Source organism: Nocardioides sp. NPDC127514 (genome assembly GCF_040302125.1).
Taxonomy (GTDB): Bacteria; Actinomycetota; Actinomycetes; order Propionibacteriales; family Nocardioidaceae; genus Nocardioides.
The window spans coordinates 54,940-72,368 of the sequence record NZ_JBEORF010000012.1 but is presented as its reverse complement, the minus strand read 5'-3'; the positions used below and the strand labels follow the sequence as shown (position 1 = coordinate 72,368).

The following is a 17,429-nucleotide window of genomic DNA, read 5'->3' as shown; positions in this document are numbered from 1 at the left end:
CGTTTTCGCCGATGGCCGCTCGCGAGCCGCGCGATCCACCTCGCCCGCGTCCTCTGACCACTCATCCGCATTTCGACAGGAGTACAACCATGCACGGCAACCTCACGGTCATCGACAAGGGCCAAGTCCGAATCCACAGCTACACCGCACCCGAGGACGGCCTGGACGTCACCACCCAGCTGATCGAGACGCCGTCGCGGATCATCGCCGTCGACGCGCAGTTCGTCCTTGCCTACGCCGACGAGGTCGTCGCCTACGCCAAGAGCCTCGGCAAGCCGCTCGACCGCCTGGTCGTCAGCCATGCGCATCCCGACCACTACCAGGGCGCGGCCCGTTTCGGCGTACCCGTGCACGCGCTGCCCGAGACCACCGCGGAGATCGTCGCCATGGGCGCCAAGACGGATCTGCCCACCGGCGCCGAGATCCCCCTCGCCGACGTGACTCCGACCGTGGAGATCACCCCGGGCACCGAGGTCATCGACGGCATCCCGTTCGTCTTCGAGAAGGTCACCGGCGGCGAGATCCACACCACTCTCGTGATCAAGCTGCCCGAGGAAGGTGTCCTGGTCGCTCAGGACGTCGTCTACAACCACACCCACCTGTGGTTCCTGGACAAGGACTTCGACGGCTGGCAGGCCAACATCGACCGCTTCGCGGCCGAGACCGAGTACGACACGATCCTGCCCGGCCACGGCGAGCCGACCACCCCGGCCATCTGGGCAGAGCTCACCGACTATGTCAACGCCGGCCGCGAGCTGCTCGGCGACGACGGCGACACGTACAAGAAGGCCATCACCGAGCGCTACCCCAGCTACCAGGGCGTGGCTCTCATCGACGTCGCCAACTCCTACATGTTCGGCCCTCAGAACTGAGTCCGCTCCGACGTTTCAATAACCTCCACGGCACCAGGTTCTGAGCACAAAGTGGGGCACGCTGCGAAAAGCAGCGCGCCCCACTTTGCATTCCGGTAGGTCCCCAGGCGGGCTGGTGGGATCTCGCTTCCCCTACGCCGGCTTTCGGGGCCTTTCACGATCGAGGATGTGGTGGCGCCTCAAGGCAACCGGGATCCTAGCGGCGTACGGCGGCCACCATGTTCTCGAACAGTTCGAACACGTCGCCGGTTCCGCCGCGCGCCACCCAGATGTCCACGGCAGCATCCACGCAGGCCAGCGCGGCCGCCACGATTCCGCGCGCTGCGGACTCCGGATCCTCGACATCCTTGAGTCGCTTCGCGATCTCGGGCGCCAACAGCTCTTGCCATTGCTTCTGCTTCTCCAGACGGAACCCCTGTAGCGAGGGGTTCTCGCGGAGAAGCCGCGAGATCCTCAGCGTCTCGTCCGTTACCTCGGTGGGTCCGAATCCCTCGGCTTGAAACACCGCGGCCCGCAGGGCCTCCCACGGCCCCTCGTTCGTGTCGCGCGCTTGGAGTGCCGCCAGGACGGCGTTTCCGCGCTCGGTGACATTGGCGACAGCGATGTCCTCCTTGGAGGTGAAGTACCGAAACAGGGATCGCCGGGAGATTCCCACCGTCTCGGCGATCTGATCGATCGTCGTCGCCGCGAAACCTTGCTCGAGAAACAGGGTCATGGCGGCGTTGCTGATGTCTGCCCGTACCGCGAGGCGGGTGCGGGCGCGAAGGTCGAGAGGTTCCATACAGTCAGAATAGCGCAAGAATGTCAGAGGTGGCACTCAGTGCCACTTTGTGTGTATAGTGGCGGTATGGCCACTTTCGACTACACCCATCACACGACACTGATCACAGGCGCGAGCTCGGGGCTCGGCGCCGAGTTCGCCCGCCAGCTGGCCGCACGAGGTTCGAACCTCGTGCTGGTCGCACGCCGCGCCGACCGACTGGAGGCGCTAGCCGCAGACCTCACCAAGGAGCACAACGTGACGGTCACCCCCGTCGCGTTCGACCTGGGCTCTCCCGATGCCGGGCGCCGGCTGCGCGATGAGCTCCGCGAGCGGGGCTTGATCGTCACCAGCCTCGTGAACTGCGCCGGCTTCGGCACCCACACCCCCTTCGCAGCGGAGGATCCGGATCGGATGCAGGCGCAGCTGACCCTGAACATCGCCAGCCTGGTCGACGTCTCCCATGCCTTCCTTCCCCAGCTGACCGGCGTGCTGGTGAACATCGCGAGCCTCCTGGGTCACCAGCCCTGGCCGACGGCGGCGGTCTACGGCGCGAGCAAGAGCTTCGTGCTGAACTTCACCGAAGCCCTGTGGCAGGAGACCCGGGCGTCCGGGTCGGACCTGAAGGTTCTCGCGCTGAGCCCGGGGCCCACGCGCACGGAGTTCTTCGATGTCGCCGGCTCGAAGGAGATGAGTGCGGGGGCTCCCATGCAGACCCCCGCGCAGGTCGTGCACACCGCGCTGCGCACCCTGGATCGACGCAACCCGCCGCCGAGCGTGGTCTCCGGAACGACCAACAAGGCCATCTCGCAGATCTCCCGTTTCCTCAGCCGCCGACACACCGCTCAGGTGTTCGGTCGCATCACCCGCACTACTCACTGACCACGCGAAGAAGGCAGAAATGAAGAACATGACCGCGCCCGTGGGATCGGGCGCAGACACCGAACGCTTCACCACCGTGCTGAACAGTCAGCGCGCGGCGTACCTGCGGGACGGCGCCCCCTCGCTCGAGCAGCGCCGCGATGACCTGAAGCGGTTCCGCGCCGCGTTCCTCGCCCACCGAAGCGACATCGAGACCGCCATCGACCGCGACTTCGGCGGCCGGGCACGTCACGAGACCGCGATGATGGAGGTGCTGGGTGTCGTCAACGCCATCGACTACCTCGCCAAGCACCTGAAGAGCCTGATGAAGCCCAGCCGCAGAGGAATCGACCTCCAGCTACTCCTCGGGCGGAACCGGGTGGAGTACCAGCCGCTCGGAGTCGTCGGGGTCATCTCGCCCTGGAACTACCCGATCAACCTCGCACTCACGCCGGTGGTGACCGCGATCGCCGCAGGCAACCGGGTGATGCTCAAGCCCTCGAAGTTCACTCCGGCCACCAACGCCGTCATCGCGACGCTGTTCGCTGAGGTCTTCACGCCCGAACAGGTCGCGCTGACCGAAGGCGACGGACAGACGTTCTCCACCCTGCCCTTCGACCACCTCGTCTTCACCGGCAGCACCGCGGTGGGCAAGTCCGTGATGCGGGCCGCCAGCGAGAATCTCGTGCCCGTCACCCTGGAACTGGGCGGAAAGTCGCCGACGATCGTGGCCCGCGGGCACGCGAACGAGAAGACCGTGGAGCGGATCGTGTTCGGCAAGCTCCTCAGCGGTGGACAGACCTGCATCGCCCCCGACTACGCCCTGGTCCACGAGGACGACCTCGACACGTTCATCTCCAGCTACGACTCCCTGGTCAAGCGCTTCTACCCGGACGGACCGACCAGTCCCGACTACACCGCCATCATCAACGACAAGCAGCACGCACTCCTCCAGGGTCTGATCGACGACGCCGCCGCGCACGGCGCCACGGTCATTCAGGTCGGCGAACGTCCCGAGGATGCCGCACAGCGCCCGCACACCCTCGCCCCCACCGTCGTGCTGAACGTGACCGACGAGATGAAGATCGCGCACGAGGAGATCTTCGGCCCCATCCTCCCCGTGTTCACCTACCGCACGATCGACGAGGCGATCGCGTACGTCAACGCCCGTCCCCGCCCCCTCGCTCTGTATTACTTCGGACCGCGGGACGCACAACGGCGACAGGTTCTCGACCGCACCACCTCGGGCAACGTGACGATCAACGGCACCATCACGCACGTCGCCCAGGACGACCTGCCGTTCGGTGGGGTCGGCGACAGCGGGATCGGCAAATACCACGGCGAAGAGGGGTTCCGCACCCTCAGCCACCCCAAGGGCATCCACGAACAGGGCCGGTACAACTTCGTCGACCTGCTGCACGCCCCCTTCGGGTCTCGAGCAGACCGCCTGCTCGACTTCTTCCTCCGCTGACCCTCAGAGGTGGCCGGCCGCAGTCCAGCCGGCCACCTCTGTCATGCGTCCCGTGTACTTGGGCAGGTCATAGCTGGGTGCACACGAACTCGACGAGCCGGTCGATCTGTCCAGGTCGCACGGCGCCGGAGCGGGCACGAACCCGGTAGCCCATCGCCGCGTCGCACGCGATCGTCACAACATCTTCCGCACCCGTGGGCACCCGCCCCTTGAAGCGTCGGATCTGTGCGCGCACCCGTTCCCGCGAACGGTCGAAATGCGCCGTAACCAGCTCCCGGACCTCCGGATCGTCGTCGGTGACGTCCGCGGCAGCGAGCGTCGCAAAACACCCCGCTGGGCGGCCCCCGACCTGGGGCGGTGGGCCGAGCACCTCCCGGAGCGCATCGGCAAGCGTGGTCGCTCGCGCGGCCGCCTCTTCCTTCGCGGTCTCGACCTGCTGCATGTAGTGACGCAAGGACGCCAAGTACAGGGCGTGCTTGTCGCCGAAGGTGTCGTACATGCTGCGCTTGCCGATGCCCATCTGCGCCGCGAGCTCCGCCGTCGAGGCCCCGTCGTACCCGGTGCGCCAGAAGGTCAGCATCGCCTGCTCCAGCACCTCTTCAGGGACGAACTCCTTAGGACGCGCCATGAACCCTCCTTCGACAGCAGCAGAAACCTATCCTAGTATTGCACCGTACGGTCTCAAACGAGAGGGCATCGCGTTGCGCGAGCAGAACACCATCACCACCTCGGACGAGAGTCCGTTCCATCCTCAGGCTGACACCCGACGACTCCCCTATTCGACACTCGGGATCGCGTTGGGCCTCGCCGGCACCGGCAGCGCGTGGAGCCTGGCCGTCGTGGAATTCGGCGTACCTTCCTGGATCAGTGAAGTGCTCTTCGCGATCAGTGCTGCCTGGTGGTTGACCGTCGTCGTCGCACGACTGCCGTTCACTCGCGCGCGCCTGCGTCACCTGATCAACGACATCCAGCACCCGATCACCGGTCCGTTTCCCGCCTACGTCCCGGTCGTGGCCTTGCTCCTCACCGGCCACTACGCCACGTACCTGCCCTCAGCGGCGGGAACCGTGCTCTGCATCATCTGGGTCGTGATCCTGACCGGCATGTGCGCACAGATGCTTGCGTTCTGGCTCAGCGGCGCCCTGCATCTCGAACAGATCCACCCCGGCTACGCCCTCCCGGTCATCGCGGGACCCTTCATCGCCGCGATGACGCTGACAGGCGTGGGGTACCCGACCGCGGGGATCGCCGCCGCAACCGTCGGCGGCTTCTACTGGCTCACCCTCGGGACCGTCATCTTCCTCCGTCTCATCCATGGCGCGCCGCTCCCCGCCTCCCTCACCCCGACCCTGGCCGTTCTCGTCACCCCGCCCGCGACCGCCGGCCTTGCATGGTTCGCGCTCCAAGCCGGACGAACAGACACGGTCCAGAACGGGCTGGCCGGCGTCGTCGTGCTGTTCCTGTGCACGCAGGTGTTCATGCTCCCGAACTATCTCTCCGGCCCCTTCCACCTCGGCTACTGGGCATTCTCGTTCCCCGCCGCCGCTCTCGCGTCCTACAGCCTGCGATGGGCAGTCGCCCACCCCAGCGTGTTCACGGAGACCGTGGCCGTGATCGCCCTGTGCGCCACGACCGCGCTGCTCCTCGTACTCGGCGCCGGGACCGCCCTACTGATTCGTCGACCACGCGCCGTACAGCCGGCGGCGACCGGCCTGGGTACATGATCCGCTCGCCGCATGAGTTGCATGGGTACGCTCGCGCGGCATACCGCCCACCTCGGGACTGAAGTGGTGCGCAGACCCATCAGGTAGCTGAACGGGAACCGCACATTGGACAAGGGGTATCGCATGACCATCGCCGCACTGACCAGCCTTTCCGAAGGTGCAGTCATTCCCTTCGGCGGGGACCGACACACAACCGTTCCCCCCGAGCTCGCCGCGGCGTTCCGCGCGGGCGACCAGCTGCACGTCGTACAGTCGACCGGGGCGCTCTTGCACGTGCCGAAGGCGATCCGGTCCGCTGTGACAACAGTGGTCGACGCGGCGGTCGACGCGTTCGCGCAACTGCGGACAGTTCGGTCGGACGCGGTCCAGCGCTTCTACACCGCCTTCGCCGACATGCTGGCCGACGAGGTCGTCTGGGATCGCATCGACGCCGCCAACACCGACGACGTGCTCCGGGCCGAGGAGCAGGGCCGGTCGACGACCAGGCTGAGGGTCTCGGCCCAGATGCGTGACGACATGGTCGCCGGCCTGCGCGGCTGGGCCGCGCAGCAGGATGCCCGCGCAGCCGACGGTTCTACCGACCTGGTCGAGCGCGTCGATCACGACGGCTGGAGCGTCGAGATCGTCTCCGCCCCACTGGGCGTCATCGGCTTCGTCTTCGAAGGGCGTCCCAACGTCTTCGCCGACGCCGCCGGCGTCCTGGCCACGGGCAACACCGCGGTGCTCCGCATCGGCGGCGACGCGCTCGCAACAGCTCAGGCGATCGACCAGCACGCCCTGCGCCCCGCCCTAGGATCCGCCGGCCTGCCCGAAGGCGCCATCAGCCTGATCGGGGTCCGCGAGCGCTCCGCCGGCTGGGCCCTGTTCAGCGACCCCCGCCTGGCACTGGCCGTCGTACGCGGCTCAGGTGCCGCCGTGACCCAGCTCGGCAGCGTCGCCCGCCAGAGCGGGATCCAGGTGAGCGCGCATGGCACCGGCGGCGCGTGGCTCGTCGCCGACACCACCGCCGACACCGAGCGCTTCGCACGCGTCGTACGGCATTCCCTGGACCGGAAGGTGTGCAACACCCTCAACGTCGTCGCCGTCCCACGCGACCGCGCCGCCGACCTCGTGCCCGTGCTGCTGCGGGCAGCAGACCAGGCGGCCGCCGCGCGAGGTGGCGACGCCCGGGTCCACGTCGCCAACGGCAGCGAAGGCTGGGTGCCGACCTCCGAGTTCGAGCGCCGCATCGACGTACGTCGGGCCGAGCAGACCTCCCCCGAGCCGCGGGCAAGCCTGCTGCCCCTCGACGAGCTCGGCACCGAGTGGGAATGGGAGGACACCCCCGAGCTGAGCCTCGTAGTCGTCGACGACGTCGACCAGGCAGCCAAACTCTTCAACACCTACAGCCCCCAGTTCGTGGCGTCCTTCGTCTCGACAGACCCCGCCGCCCACGCCCGGTTCCGCAACCTGGTCAACGCCCCCTTCGTCGGCGACGGATTCACCCGCTGGGTCGACGGACAGTACGCGCTCGACCGCCCCGAACTGGGACTGTCCAACTGGGAGAACGGCCGACTGCTCGGCCGAGCCGGCGTACTCACCGGCGCCGACCTGACCACCCGACGCACCTTCGCCCACCACGACGACTTCGACCAGCACCGCTGACCGGCGCGACCGTCCCTTTCGCATTCAATCCAGCCAACCGCCTGGCCGGTCACGCAGGTCGCATGGCTACGCCGGGCCGTCGTGAATCAGAACCCTGCCGCGCTCAGAATCGCGTCGAGGAGTCCAGGAAACCGCTGGTCCAGGTCAGCACGGCGCAATGTGATGGTGCGTTGTCGGCCATTGGGCTCACTCTGCACGACCCCAGCAAGCCGCAGCACCTTCAAGTGATGCGACAGGGTCGACTTCGGCAGCGGATCGTCCTCAGGCTGACAACGCGCTACGTCAAGCGGACCTGATGCGAGGCGCTGCACTATACCTAACCGGGCTGCATCACTGATCGCGAACAGCACGTCTGTCAGCTCGAGGTCACGCGCATCCGGATGTTCCACCGTCTTCGCACCAGCCAGCATCGTTCCACAATAGTTGAACAGATCGTAGATGGGCACTCGTACCCACCCTGGCGACCGACCTTTGATGAGCCACTCGAAAGGGACGACACGGCTGTGAGGACGACCGCGCCGACGACATCGAACCCGACCTCACCCTCGCGAGGCCTCCGGGTACCCGGGCAGTCGTTCAAGGCGCGGCGAGGAAGGAGCGCCGCCGACCGACCCCTCGGAGCGCCGTCGACTCAGCGTGGAGTCGACGGCACTCTCGACGGGCTCGTGCCGACGATCCCGGGGTGGCGTAGCACCGCAGCACGATCAGCACACCCTTTCCGGCATCCGGTCGAGGTGAGGTCAGTTCGGCAACAGGTGGTTCACGACACATCCCTCCGCGGCGGGCTTACCCGCCAAGCGGTCGAGGAGCCACTCGTTGGCGGCAGGGATACCGACGGCCCCGAGGCTGGCGAAGTGTTCGGTCCCTGGGTAGGAGGTGAACTCAGAGGTCGCGCCCTTCGAGCACCAGTCCTTGTGCAGCTTCGGCGCCATGTGCGGGGGCACGATGGTGTCGATGGTGCCATTGAAGAGGTACGTCGGCATCTCAGGGGCTGTGCCGCCGAGCTTGGACTCGGCCATCGCTGCCCGCCACGCCGGCAAGGTCGTGACATCGGGAGACGTCACCTGACCGTAAGTGATCGTGCCGAAGGCGGCGAGGTTCTCCGGCGTGCACGAGGCACGGACGCGATCGAAGACTTGCCGGCCCTCAGGGGTGGCGTAGCGATCGAGGTTCAAGTCCGGAAAGGCCGCGTCCAGACCGGTGAGCGCCGCGAGTCCGAACCCGACCCCGGCAGTCGGGTTGCCGTCGAAGTGGGCCGTTTGCTCCTGCATGTCAGTAGGGGGCGCGCCCGAGACCACGCCCTCGACATGAGGAAGCAGTTCCGGTGCGTAGGCGGGCAATAGCTCGGCGATGGCCGCCGCCGCTTGACCACCCTGGGAGAAGCCCATGTAGCCGAGAGGTGATGCGCCGTTCAAATCATCGTTCGAGTCGAGGCGCAATGCCGCGCGCGTCGCGTCGATGCCGTTCTGCGCCTCGCTCTGCGCGACCAAGTACTCCTGCTCGAGCGGTGTCCCGCTACCGACGTAGTCGGTGATGACGACGGTGATTCCTGCGGCCAACTGCTGCGCGTATGCCGGGAACTGGACCGGCTCGATGCTCCGCAGGTCGACCGTCTTGCGGTCGTAGAAGTTGGAGGGCGCACAGGCGTCCGCCAGCCCCCGTGTCCCCGGTGTGTGCGTGACGATCGGCCGGGCGCCACCGGGTCCCGGCACCTGCGCGGGAACGAGAGGAGTCAGAACGATCCCAGTGACGGGAACGCGCTCACCTTGCTTGTTCGTCGACAGATACATGATCCGCTGAACGGTTGCCCCGGGGACCGGAGGCAAGTCCTCACGACGAATGACGTCGCCCGGTCGCCCTTCAGGCAGCGGCGTCGGCGGGACATAGAAATCACTGACCGGTAGGGACGGCACAGGCGGCAGGGCGCCGAACAGCCCAGGGCCATTGTCTTCTCCTGCAGCGAGCGCTGGGCTCACGCCCCAGGCAACGGCCGCGACCAGCGCCAGCGCCACAGGACCTGCTGCGCGAGCGAGGCGCGACCTCCTCGTAGTGATCTTGGCGCCTCGACCGAGTGCGAGGTGCCGACCTCCGCGTCGACCCATGACCTCTCCCTTCGTAAGAGTCTGTGACAAGCAACAACGGTAACTTTGGAGCCGGGTTACCGAGTTACCCCCGTTCGGGGGTGCGCGTGCCGCAGCTCAGTAGTCGGCCGATCGGTGATGAAGGCCGCAGCGAGAACCTCGTCCCGGTCCTCGACTCGGCGGCAAGTCCCCGCCGATCGTCGCCAAGGGCCGCGTACACGACCGCACCGTGTCGTCCATCGCCTTCGGCAAGCTCCTCAGCAGAAGGCAGCCCGACCGCCCGATGTGGTGATCGCGGGACGATCGGCGACGTTCACGTTCGGCCAAACAAAAGCCCGCGTTGAGCGGGGTTCCAGACCACGCGCTCGAGCGCGGCGGGTTCGCCGATCGCGCACATGCCGATGGCCCTGCTCGCGCTACGCGGTTCTGTACGAAGACCTTCCCTTCCGGTGTTTGTGACTTCGCCAAGCCGGGCGTGGCGCAACAGCCGACGGTACCGTGGTTGACCTACCAGAACCCGGACGGCAGCGTCATCTACGGCGGAACGCCGATGGGCGCCCCTCCGACGTCGACCTGGGCTACGCCCGCGGCCTGATTTGGCCAGGAACCCCGGCAACTCGTCTACGGAGTCAGTGACCTTGGGGCTACGCAAGCGGGCAACAGCCTGGGCCGAGGCACACCACGTCGCCGGGACAGCCGCGGCTTCGACTGCCGGCCTTGCGTCGAGCGACAGGAGAATCTCCTGACTTGGCAGCAAGGCCAGAGGTAGGTGCGAGCCCGTGCGGACGATCACCAAGCATCGGGAACTCTCGACTAGGGCGCGCCAGATCGGCTCTGTGGCGACAGTCGCCATCGTCGCGATCTCCGTGGGCACCGGTTCCGCTGCCGCGCTGCCCGGCTCGGCCGGGTCCCGCGGCGCCTGATCTGGGACAACGAGTCCGGCATCGGCCGCGGCAAGCGCCACGCCGAAGGGGTCGGGGGGCCTTCACCGGCACCCTGGCCACCACCATGCAGCGACTCAAACCCTGCGACCCTGAGTCCAAGGGCCTGGTCGAGCGACACAACGGCTACTTCGACCCTCCTTCATGCCCGGTCGCGAGTTCACCTCACCGGCCGACTTCAACACCCAGTTCGCCCAGTGGCTCTTGGTCGCGAACGCCCGGGTGGTGCGCACGATCAAGGCTCGTCCGGTTGATCTGCTCGATGCGGACAGGGCCGCGATGCTGCCGCTTCCGCCGGTCGCGCCGGCGGTGGGGTGGGTCAACCGGGTCCGGCTGGGACGTGACTACTACGTCCGCGTGGACTCCTCTGACTACTCCGTCGACCCAGCGGTGATCGGCCGCTTCGTCGATGTGAGTGCTGACTTGTCCAGGGTCGAGGTTCGCTGCGAGGGACGCATCGTCGCAGCACATGACCGGGTCTGGGCACGCGGCCAAACCATCACCGACCCCACCCACGTGGCGGACGCGAAGGTGCTGCGCGAGCAGTACCAGCAACCCCGGCCAGCGCCCGATCCCAACGACGGGCTGCTGCGGGACCTGGCCGACTACGACCGCGCCTTTGGCCTCATCGACGGCGGCCTGAACGACGGCTCTGCTGACGGCGAAGAGGTGACCTGATGGCGACCGCGAAGTCGAAGAGCGACGCGACCGAGGCACTCAAGCAGCTGACCCGCCTGGCATCAGCGTTGAAGGCGCCCGGGATCACCGAATCGGCTGCCCGATTGGCCGACCACGCCCGCGATGCCGGCTGGACCCACGAGGAGTACCTCGCCACGGTCCTCGACCGTGAAGTCGCAGCCCGCAGCGCATCCGGTGCCCAGTTGCGGATCCGTGCTGCTGGGTTCGCCGCACGCAAGACGATCGAGGAGTTCGACTGGGACGCCCAACCCGCCGTCCGGCAACAGATCGCGGCCCTGGCATCGGGTGGGTTCCTCACCGAAGCCCGCAACGTCGTCCTACTCGGTCCACCGGGACCGGGAAGACCCACCTGGCCACCGGGCTGGGCATCGCCGCCGCCAACCCCGGCCACCGCTTCCTGTTCGCCACCGCAACCGAATGGGTCACCCGGCTCACCGAGGCCCACCGCGCCGGCCGCCTCCCCAACGAGCTCGCCCGCCTACGCCGCTACGGGCTGATCATCGTCGACGAAGTCGAGTACCTACCCTTCGAGCAAGACGCCGCGAACCTGTTCTTCCAGCTGGTCAGCAGCCGCTATGAACCCGCCTCGCTGATCCTGACATCCAATCTGCCCTTAAGCGGCTGGGGAGGCGTCTTCGGTGACCAGGCCGTCGCTGCCGCGATGATCGACCGCGTCGTCCACCACGCCGACGTCCTGACCCTGAAGCGCGCCCGATTCATCGCCTCAGGCGTAGATGTCCGCCGCCGCCTGCATGTGGGACTCGACGACTCCGAGGGCGGCCTCGATGTCGCCGCGCTCGATGGCGTCGACGATGGGCGCGTGCTGATCTCGGGACATGATCTCGGGCAGCTCGTCGGCCTTGTTGCTCATGATCGAGACCCGGATGCGCCCCTCCAGGTGGCGCCAGCTCTCCACGAGCATCGGGTTCTCGGCCAGCTGGCACATCAGCAGATGGAACCCCAGGTCGGACTCCAGCCGCTCGGCGAAGCCGGCGTTCGCGTCGGCCAAGCGCTCGAGCTCCTCGCGGAGCCGGGCCACCGCCTCCGCGCGCCGCGGCGAGGCGATGATCGTCTTCACCGCCAGGCCCTCCAGGGCCGTGCGCACCTGATAGAGGCCGCGCACCTCCTCGGCGGTCATGCTGTAGACCTGCAGCCGACCGCGGACGCCGGGCTCGACGAGACCCTCCTGCTGAAGGTGGCGCAGCGCCTCACGGACCGTCCCGCGACTGATCCCGAGGCGCGTGGCGAGCTCGACCTCACCCAGGTGGTCGCCCGGACGGTACTGCCCCGAGGTGATCGCTCCGCGCAGCGTCTGCAACGCGCGCTCCCGCAGGGTGCTGCGGTCCAGCTGGGTGAACGGCTCGATCGTGGCCACGGTCGTCTCCTCCATCGGGTTGCCGGCGTGCGTGGACCGGCGCGGTTCATCGTACGCGGCCCACTGTCGGAATGGCGACTGTCAACATTTATACACAGGAACCCTTGACAGGACCAAGTGACGGGAGTCACTCTCTATGTCGACTGTTAACAGTCAACCTACCCGAGGAGAGACGCACCTCTCCGTGACCCAGGGAGACTCAGATGGACGGGAAACCGCTCCCCGACCCCCACCTCGCCGAGGCCACCAACTGGCACCCGGTCGAGGGGACGCCCGCCAAGAAGCGCGTCGCGATGGGATCCTCGATCGGCGCGACGATCGAGACGTACGACTTCATCGGCTTCGGTACGGCCGCGGCGCTCTACTTCAACACCGTCTTCTTCCCCGCGAACGACCCGCTCTCGGGCACGCTGCTCTCCTTCGCCACGCTCGGCGTCGGCTTCGCGGTGCGACCGCTGGGCGGGATCGTGGGCGGCTATCTCGGTGACAAGATCGGCCGCAAGCCGGTCCTCGTCGGCTCGCTGCTCCTGATGGGCATCGCGACGGTGATGATCGGCCTGCTGCCCACCTATCAGCAGGTGGGCGTCTGGGCGGGCATCCTCCTGGTCGCCGTCCGCGTCGTCCAGGGCCTCGCCTTCGGAGCCGAGTGGGGCGGCGCGATCCTGATGACTTTCGAGCACGCGCCCTGGCGCCGACGAGGGCTCTACACGGGCATCACGCAGGCGGGCTTTCCGGTCGGCCTGCTCCTCGCCAACCTCGCGTTCCTGGCCAGCGTGCCACTGGGCGACCAGTGGGCCTGGCGGGTGCCGTTCCTGCTGAGCGCCGTCCTCATCGTGGTGGGCATCGTGATCCGGCTCAAGGTCGAGGAGTCGCCGGAGTTCGAGGAGCTCAAGAGCGAGGGCGAGGTCGCCAAGAACCCGCTCCTCGAAGTGCTGCGCACCGACTGGCGCAACGTCCTGCGCGCCTTCTGCCTGCGCATCGCCGAGACCGCGGGCTATGCCGTCTCGGTCACCTTCATGCTCTCCTACCTGGAGAGCGAGGATCTCGCCGAGCGTCCGGTCATCCTCACGGGCCTCCTGCTCGCGGCCGGGATCGGGATCGCCGCCACCACGCTGTGGGGCGCACTCACGGACAGAATCGGACGCCGACCCGTCTATGTGTTCGGCACGATCGTGACGCTCGCGTGGGGCGTACCGCTGTTCCTGCTGGTCAACACCGGGACCGCGGCGCTCATCGTGATCGCGTTCGTGATCAGCTATGCGATCTGCCAGAACTCGCTGGCCGGCGTCCAGGGCGCCTGGTTCTCCGAGCTGTTCGCGGTCAAGACGCGTACGTCCGGAGCCTCGCTCGCCTACCAGCTCTCCGCCGTCGTCTCCGGCTTCACCCCGCTGATCGCCACCGCGCTGTACGCCGGGGTCGGCTGGATCGGACCGGCGCTGCTGCTCTCCGCCTACGGCCTGCTCGGCCTGGTCGCCGCGGTCGTCACCGCGGAGACCTGGGGCCCCAAGGAGAGGGCCGAGGTGGCCGAGCTCGAGCGCGTCGCGCTCGCCTCGCGCGGCACCGCTCCGGCCGTCCCGACCGACCGGGTCGCCCCGCGGGCGACCGCCACCTCCGAAGGAAAGTGACCGATGACCTCCACACACACGATCGCCGAGGCGCCCACCCGGCAGGAGCGGATCTCGCGCCTGCGGGAGTCCGCCCACCGGATCCGTCACAACGCGCTGCTGATGGGCGAGGTGCAGGGCCAGGGCTACATCGGGCAGGCGCTCGGCGTGGCGGACATCCTCGCCGTCGCCTACTGCGACCAGCTCCGCTTCCGTCCCGAGGATCCCGAGTGGGCCGGCCGCGACCGGTTCCTGCTGTCCATCGGGCACTACGCGATCGCACTCTACGCCGCGCTCGCCGAGGCCGGGACGATCCCGGTCTCCGAGCTGGAGACCTATGGCTCCGACGAGTCGCGGCTGCCGATGTCGGGGATGGCGTCCTACACCCCAGGGATGGAGATCTCGGGCGGGTCGCTCGGTCACGGGCTCACCGTGGCGGCCGGGATGGCCCTCGGGCTGCGCCGGCTCGGCAGCGATTCCCGGATCTTCAACCTGCTCTCCGACGGCGAGCTCGACGAGGGGTCGACCTGGGAGGCGGCGCTGGAGTGCTCCAGCCACGGGCTCGACAACGTCACCGCCATCGTGGACGTCAACGCCCTGCAGGCCGACGGCCCGACCGCGACCGTACTCCGCACCGAGCCGGTGACCGACAAGTGGCGCGCCTTCGGATGGCACGCCATCCGGGTCGACGGCAACGACATCGGCGCCCTCGTCGACGCCTTCGACGCCGCATCCGCTCACCGCGGGGCGCCGAGCGTGATCATCTGCGATACCCGGATCGGGCGCGGCGTACCGCTTCTGGAGGACCGGGAGAAGGCCCACTTCATGCGGGTCGAGGAGCACGAGTGGCAGATCGCCCGCACCCAGCTCGAGGAAGGTTTCATCCGATGACCAGCATTGCTGCTCCCGCGAAGAAGAAGCTCACCACGTCGGCGATGATCGCCTCCTTCGCCGACCCGGGACAGAAGACGACGCCGGCGCCCTTCGGGCACGCACTGGCGAGGCTGGCCGAGGAGCGCTCAGAGATCGTCGGGCTCTCCGCGGACCTGGCGAAGTACACCGACATGCACATCTTCCGCGAGGCCCACCCGGAGCGGTTCTTCCAGATGGGGATGGCCGAGCAGGCCTTGCTGGGGGCGGCCGCGGGGATGGCCGAGGTGGGGCTGGTGCCTTTCGCCTCGACCTACTCCGTCTTCGCCACCCGGCGTGCCTACGACTTCCTGTGCCTCGACATCGCCGAGCCGGGGCTGAACGTCAACGTCGTCGGAGCGCTCCCGGGGCTGACCACGGGCTATGGCCCCAGCCACCAGGCCACCGAGGACCTCGCCATCCTGCGTGCCTGCCCGAACCTGACAGTGGTCGACCCGTGCGACGCGGTCGACATCGAGCAGGCGGTGCCGCAGCTGGCCTCCCATGCCGGCCCGACCTACCTCCGGCTGCTGCGCGGGGCCGTGCCGCGCGTGCTCGACGAGTACGACTACACCTTCCGGCTGGGGAAAGCGGCCGAGCTGCGTACCGGGCGGGACGTCGTGCTCATCTCGACCGGGCTGATGACCATGCGGGCGCTGCAGGCGGCCGAGCGCCTCGAGAAGGACCACGTGGACGTCTCGGTCCTGCACGTGCCGACGATCAAGCCGCTCGACCGCGAGGCGATCATCACCGCGGCCGACCGCGACCGACTCGTGGTCACCCTGGAGAACCACACCGTCGTCGGCGGTCTCGCCGAGGCGGTCGCCTCCACGCTCGCGTTCGCCGGAGTAGGGCGGCGGATCGTGCCGATCGCGCTGCCGGACGAGTTCCTCGCCGCCGGCGCCCTGCCCACCCTCCACGATCGCTACGGGCTGTCGACCGACTCGATCATCGACCGCGTACGCACCGAGCTCACCCACTGATCAGGAGAAACACCATGCCCCGCACCGCCATCGTCACCGGAGCCGCCTCCCGACGCGGCATCGGCCGCGCCACCGCCCACGCCCTCGCCGCTGCCGGCTGGGACGTCGCCATCCTCGACCTCGACGAGATCGCCGCCAAGGAGACCGCGGCCGAGATCGCCGATCGCCACGGCGTCGCTGTCCACGGCCTGGCCTGCGACGTCACCAACGAGGCCTCCGTCGAGGCCGCCGTCGCCGAGCTGGAGCGCTCCGCCGCACCCATCGGTGCTCTGGTCAACAACGCCGGCATCACCTCCCCGGTCCCGTTCCTCGAGGTCAGCGCCGCCGAGTGGGACCGCGTCTTCGCGGTCAACGTACGCGGTGCCTTCAACATCACGCAGCGGGTCGCCCCCGGCATGGTCGAGCGCGGCTTCGGCCGCGTCGTGTTCCTCTCCTCCGTCTCCGCCGAGCGTGGCGGCGGGGTCTTCGGCGGGGTGGCGTACTCCGCCGCGAAGGCCGGCCAGCTCGGCTTCGCCAAGGCGCTCGCTCGTGAGGTCGGCCCGCACGGGATCACCGTCAACTCGGTCGCTCCCGGCCTGATCGACACCGACATCACCGGCGGCGCCCTGAAGGGCGAGCGCAAGGCGAAACTGATCGAGGGGATCCCTGTCGGACGCAACGGCCGCGTCGAGGACGTCGCCGACCTGATCACCTTCCTGTGCCGACCGGAGTCGGGCTACATCACGGGCGTGACGTACGACGTCAACGGCGGGTCGCACATGCACTGACCGTGCCCGGCGCCGCCGGTCTCAGGAGGTCAGTCCTTCTGCAGGCGGCGCCAGCCACCGGCCCGGTTGTTGGCCACGATGGCGAGCAGCAGCTCGGTCAGCGCCGGACGGTCGATCGGGTCATCCCGGTAGATCTGGATGGCCCGCCCGGTGGCGTTGCCGAGACCCTGGTTGACGATCCCGGCCGGATCGGGAACGGTCGGGTCATAGACAAACACGTCGATGTGGTCCTTGGTGGCCAGCAACGCGACGTTGCCCTGCAGCACGAAGTAGGGCTGGCATGAAGACGAAGATGACGGTGGCATAGCAGACGGGCATGTCTTCCTGACGGATCCACCTACGCAGCGTCTCAGGCGACCCGATCCCCAACTTGCCCGCGATCGTGCGGATCGCCTCGAACTCCCTGGACTACTCACCCTGCTCCACCGGCTCCGTAACTGCCTAGACCGCGCGCTCACGTAGCTCCCGGGGGCGTTCAGTTGGTCGGATCGAGTTTACGGAAGTGGGCAATTGCCTACCCTCTACAGGCCAAGCTTCGGGATACGAAGCTGGCGGAACACGTTCGCCATCGGACTCTTGACGTGGATGAGCGGCCACACCGCGGAGGGGACTACGAAATCAAGCCCGGGGAGGTCCCGGCCGGTGTTTACTGCAACATCACAGGCAGCACCGAACTGCCCTAGAGATTGATCGCCGCGGACAGTTGTCAGGGCTGCGTCTTCGACTCGGGCACCGAGA

The 17,429-nt window shown here is 67.9% G+C and carries 17 protein-coding genes and 1 pseudogene; 12 read left to right on the top strand and 6 right to left on the bottom strand.

Going from position 1 to position 17,429, the window contains the following annotated elements; genetic code table 11:
• Nucleotides 1–89 precede the first annotated feature (89 nt).
• Nucleotides 90–872 carry an MBL fold metallo-hydrolase gene (locus tag ABTX24_RS11520; protein WP_350839670.1) on the top strand — a complete coding sequence of 261 codons (783 nt, stop codon included), beginning with the start codon at nucleotides 90–92 and terminating at the stop codon, nucleotides 870–872.
• 196 nt (nucleotides 873–1,068) lie between these two features.
• On the opposite strand, the gene ABTX24_RS11515 is transcribed toward ABTX24_RS11520, so the two are convergent.
• Nucleotides 1,069–1,653: a TetR/AcrR family transcriptional regulator gene (locus ABTX24_RS11515; protein WP_350839668.1), complete on the bottom strand. Its 585-nt coding sequence runs from the start codon at nucleotides 1,651–1,653 to the stop codon at nucleotides 1,069–1,071.
• 66 nt (nucleotides 1,654–1,719) lie between these two features.
• On the opposite strand from ABTX24_RS11515, the gene ABTX24_RS11510 reads away from it, so the two are divergent.
• Nucleotides 1,720–2,514, top strand: a complete 795-nt coding sequence (locus ABTX24_RS11510; protein ID WP_350839666.1) for an SDR family NAD(P)-dependent oxidoreductase — start codon at nucleotides 1,720–1,722, stop codon at nucleotides 2,512–2,514.
• A 19-nt stretch (nucleotides 2,515–2,533) separates the two neighbouring features.
• Nucleotides 2,534–3,964 (top strand): coniferyl aldehyde dehydrogenase, encoded by a 1,431-nt coding sequence (locus ABTX24_RS11505; RefSeq protein ID WP_350839664.1) that lies wholly within the window; start codon nucleotides 2,534–2,536, stop codon nucleotides 3,962–3,964.
• Between the two features lie 67 nt (nucleotides 3,965–4,031).
• On the opposite strand, the gene ABTX24_RS11500 is transcribed toward ABTX24_RS11505, so the two are convergent.
• Nucleotides 4,032–4,592 (bottom strand): TetR/AcrR family transcriptional regulator, encoded by a 561-nt coding sequence (locus ABTX24_RS11500; protein WP_350839662.1) that lies wholly within the window; start codon nucleotides 4,590–4,592, stop codon nucleotides 4,032–4,034.
• A 73-nt stretch (nucleotides 4,593–4,665) separates the two neighbouring features.
• Here ABTX24_RS11500 and ABTX24_RS11495 point away from each other — a divergent pair, with 73 nt between their 5' ends.
• Both ABTX24_RS11495 and ABTX24_RS11490 read left to right on the top strand, forming a co-directional pair.
• On the top strand, nucleotides 4,666–5,688 hold the full coding sequence (locus ABTX24_RS11495; RefSeq protein ID WP_350839660.1) for an SLAC1 family transporter: 1,023 nt from the start codon (nucleotides 4,666–4,668) through the stop codon (nucleotides 5,686–5,688).
• Between the two features lie 123 nt (nucleotides 5,689–5,811).
• The gene (locus ABTX24_RS11490; protein ID WP_350839658.1) at nucleotides 5,812–7,332 is read left to right on the top strand and encodes an aldehyde dehydrogenase family protein; all 1,521 of its coding nucleotides are present in this window, start codon (nucleotides 5,812–5,814) and stop codon (nucleotides 7,330–7,332) included.
• An 86-nt stretch (nucleotides 7,333–7,418) separates the two neighbouring features.
• Here the strand turns inward: ABTX24_RS11490 and ABTX24_RS11485 are convergent, their stop codons facing one another.
• Nucleotides 7,419–7,778, bottom strand: a complete 360-nt coding sequence (locus ABTX24_RS11485; RefSeq protein WP_350839656.1) for an ArsR/SmtB family transcription factor — start codon at nucleotides 7,776–7,778, stop codon at nucleotides 7,419–7,421.
• 294 nt (nucleotides 7,779–8,072) lie between these two features.
• Nucleotides 8,073–9,344, bottom strand: coding sequence for a lipase family protein (locus ABTX24_RS11480; protein ID WP_350839654.1), 1,272 nt, complete (start codon nucleotides 9,342–9,344; stop codon nucleotides 8,073–8,075).
• A gap of 848 nt (nucleotides 9,345–10,192) precedes the next feature.
• Here ABTX24_RS11480 and ABTX24_RS11475 point away from each other — a divergent pair.
• The 3 genes and pseudogenes from ABTX24_RS11475 to istB form a co-directional block, all read left to right on the top strand.
• Nucleotides 10,193–10,336, top strand: a complete 144-nt coding sequence (locus tag ABTX24_RS11475; protein ID WP_350839652.1) for a hypothetical protein — start codon at nucleotides 10,193–10,195, stop codon at nucleotides 10,334–10,336.
• Between the two features lie 162 nt (nucleotides 10,337–10,498).
• Complete coding sequence (locus ABTX24_RS11470) at nucleotides 10,499–11,032, top strand: Mu transposase domain-containing protein (protein WP_350839650.1); 534 nt, start codon at nucleotides 10,499–10,501, stop codon at nucleotides 11,030–11,032.
• Nucleotides 11,032–11,699: pseudogene (istB, locus tag ABTX24_RS11465) on the top strand (IS21-like element helper ATPase IstB); the annotation flags it as partial. The gene ABTX24_RS11470 and the pseudogene istB, both read left to right, overlap by 1 nt.
• 78 nt (nucleotides 11,700–11,777) lie before the next feature.
• Here the strand turns inward: istB and ABTX24_RS11460 are convergent.
• Complete coding sequence (locus ABTX24_RS11460; protein ID WP_350839648.1) at nucleotides 11,778–12,428, bottom strand: GntR family transcriptional regulator; 651 nt, start codon at nucleotides 12,426–12,428, stop codon at nucleotides 11,778–11,780.
• Nucleotides 12,429–12,631: 203 nt separating this feature from the next.
• Here ABTX24_RS11460 and ABTX24_RS11455 point away from each other — a divergent pair, with 203 nt between their 5' ends.
• Genes ABTX24_RS11455 through ABTX24_RS11440 form a run of 4 tightly spaced genes read left to right on the top strand, consistent with a single transcriptional unit; the run spans nucleotide 12,632 to nucleotide 16,691 of the window.
• Nucleotides 12,632–14,053 carry an MFS transporter gene (locus ABTX24_RS11455; RefSeq protein ID WP_350839646.1) on the top strand — a complete coding sequence of 474 codons (1,422 nt, stop codon included), beginning with the start codon at nucleotides 12,632–12,634 and terminating at the stop codon, nucleotides 14,051–14,053.
• Nucleotides 14,054–14,056: 3 nt separating this feature from the next.
• Nucleotides 14,057–14,923 (top strand): transketolase, encoded by an 867-nt coding sequence (locus tag ABTX24_RS11450; RefSeq protein WP_350839644.1) that lies wholly within the window; start codon nucleotides 14,057–14,059, stop codon nucleotides 14,921–14,923.
• On the top strand, nucleotides 14,920–15,924 hold the full coding sequence (locus ABTX24_RS11445) for a transketolase family protein (RefSeq protein ID WP_350839642.1): 1,005 nt from the start codon (nucleotides 14,920–14,922) through the stop codon (nucleotides 15,922–15,924). Before ABTX24_RS11450 ends, ABTX24_RS11445 begins: the two co-directional genes overlap by 4 nt.
• A 14-nt stretch (nucleotides 15,925–15,938) precedes the next feature.
• Nucleotides 15,939–16,691 (top strand): SDR family NAD(P)-dependent oxidoreductase, encoded by a 753-nt coding sequence (locus tag ABTX24_RS11440; RefSeq protein ID WP_350839640.1) that lies wholly within the window; start codon nucleotides 15,939–15,941, stop codon nucleotides 16,689–16,691.
• 29 nt (nucleotides 16,692–16,720) lie between these two features.
• Here the strand turns inward: ABTX24_RS11440 and ABTX24_RS11435 are convergent, their stop codons facing one another.
• Complete coding sequence (locus tag ABTX24_RS11435; RefSeq protein WP_350839638.1) at nucleotides 16,721–16,957, bottom strand: DUF1801 domain-containing protein; 237 nt, start codon at nucleotides 16,955–16,957, stop codon at nucleotides 16,721–16,723.
• Between the last annotated feature and the right edge of the window lie 472 nt (nucleotides 16,958–17,429).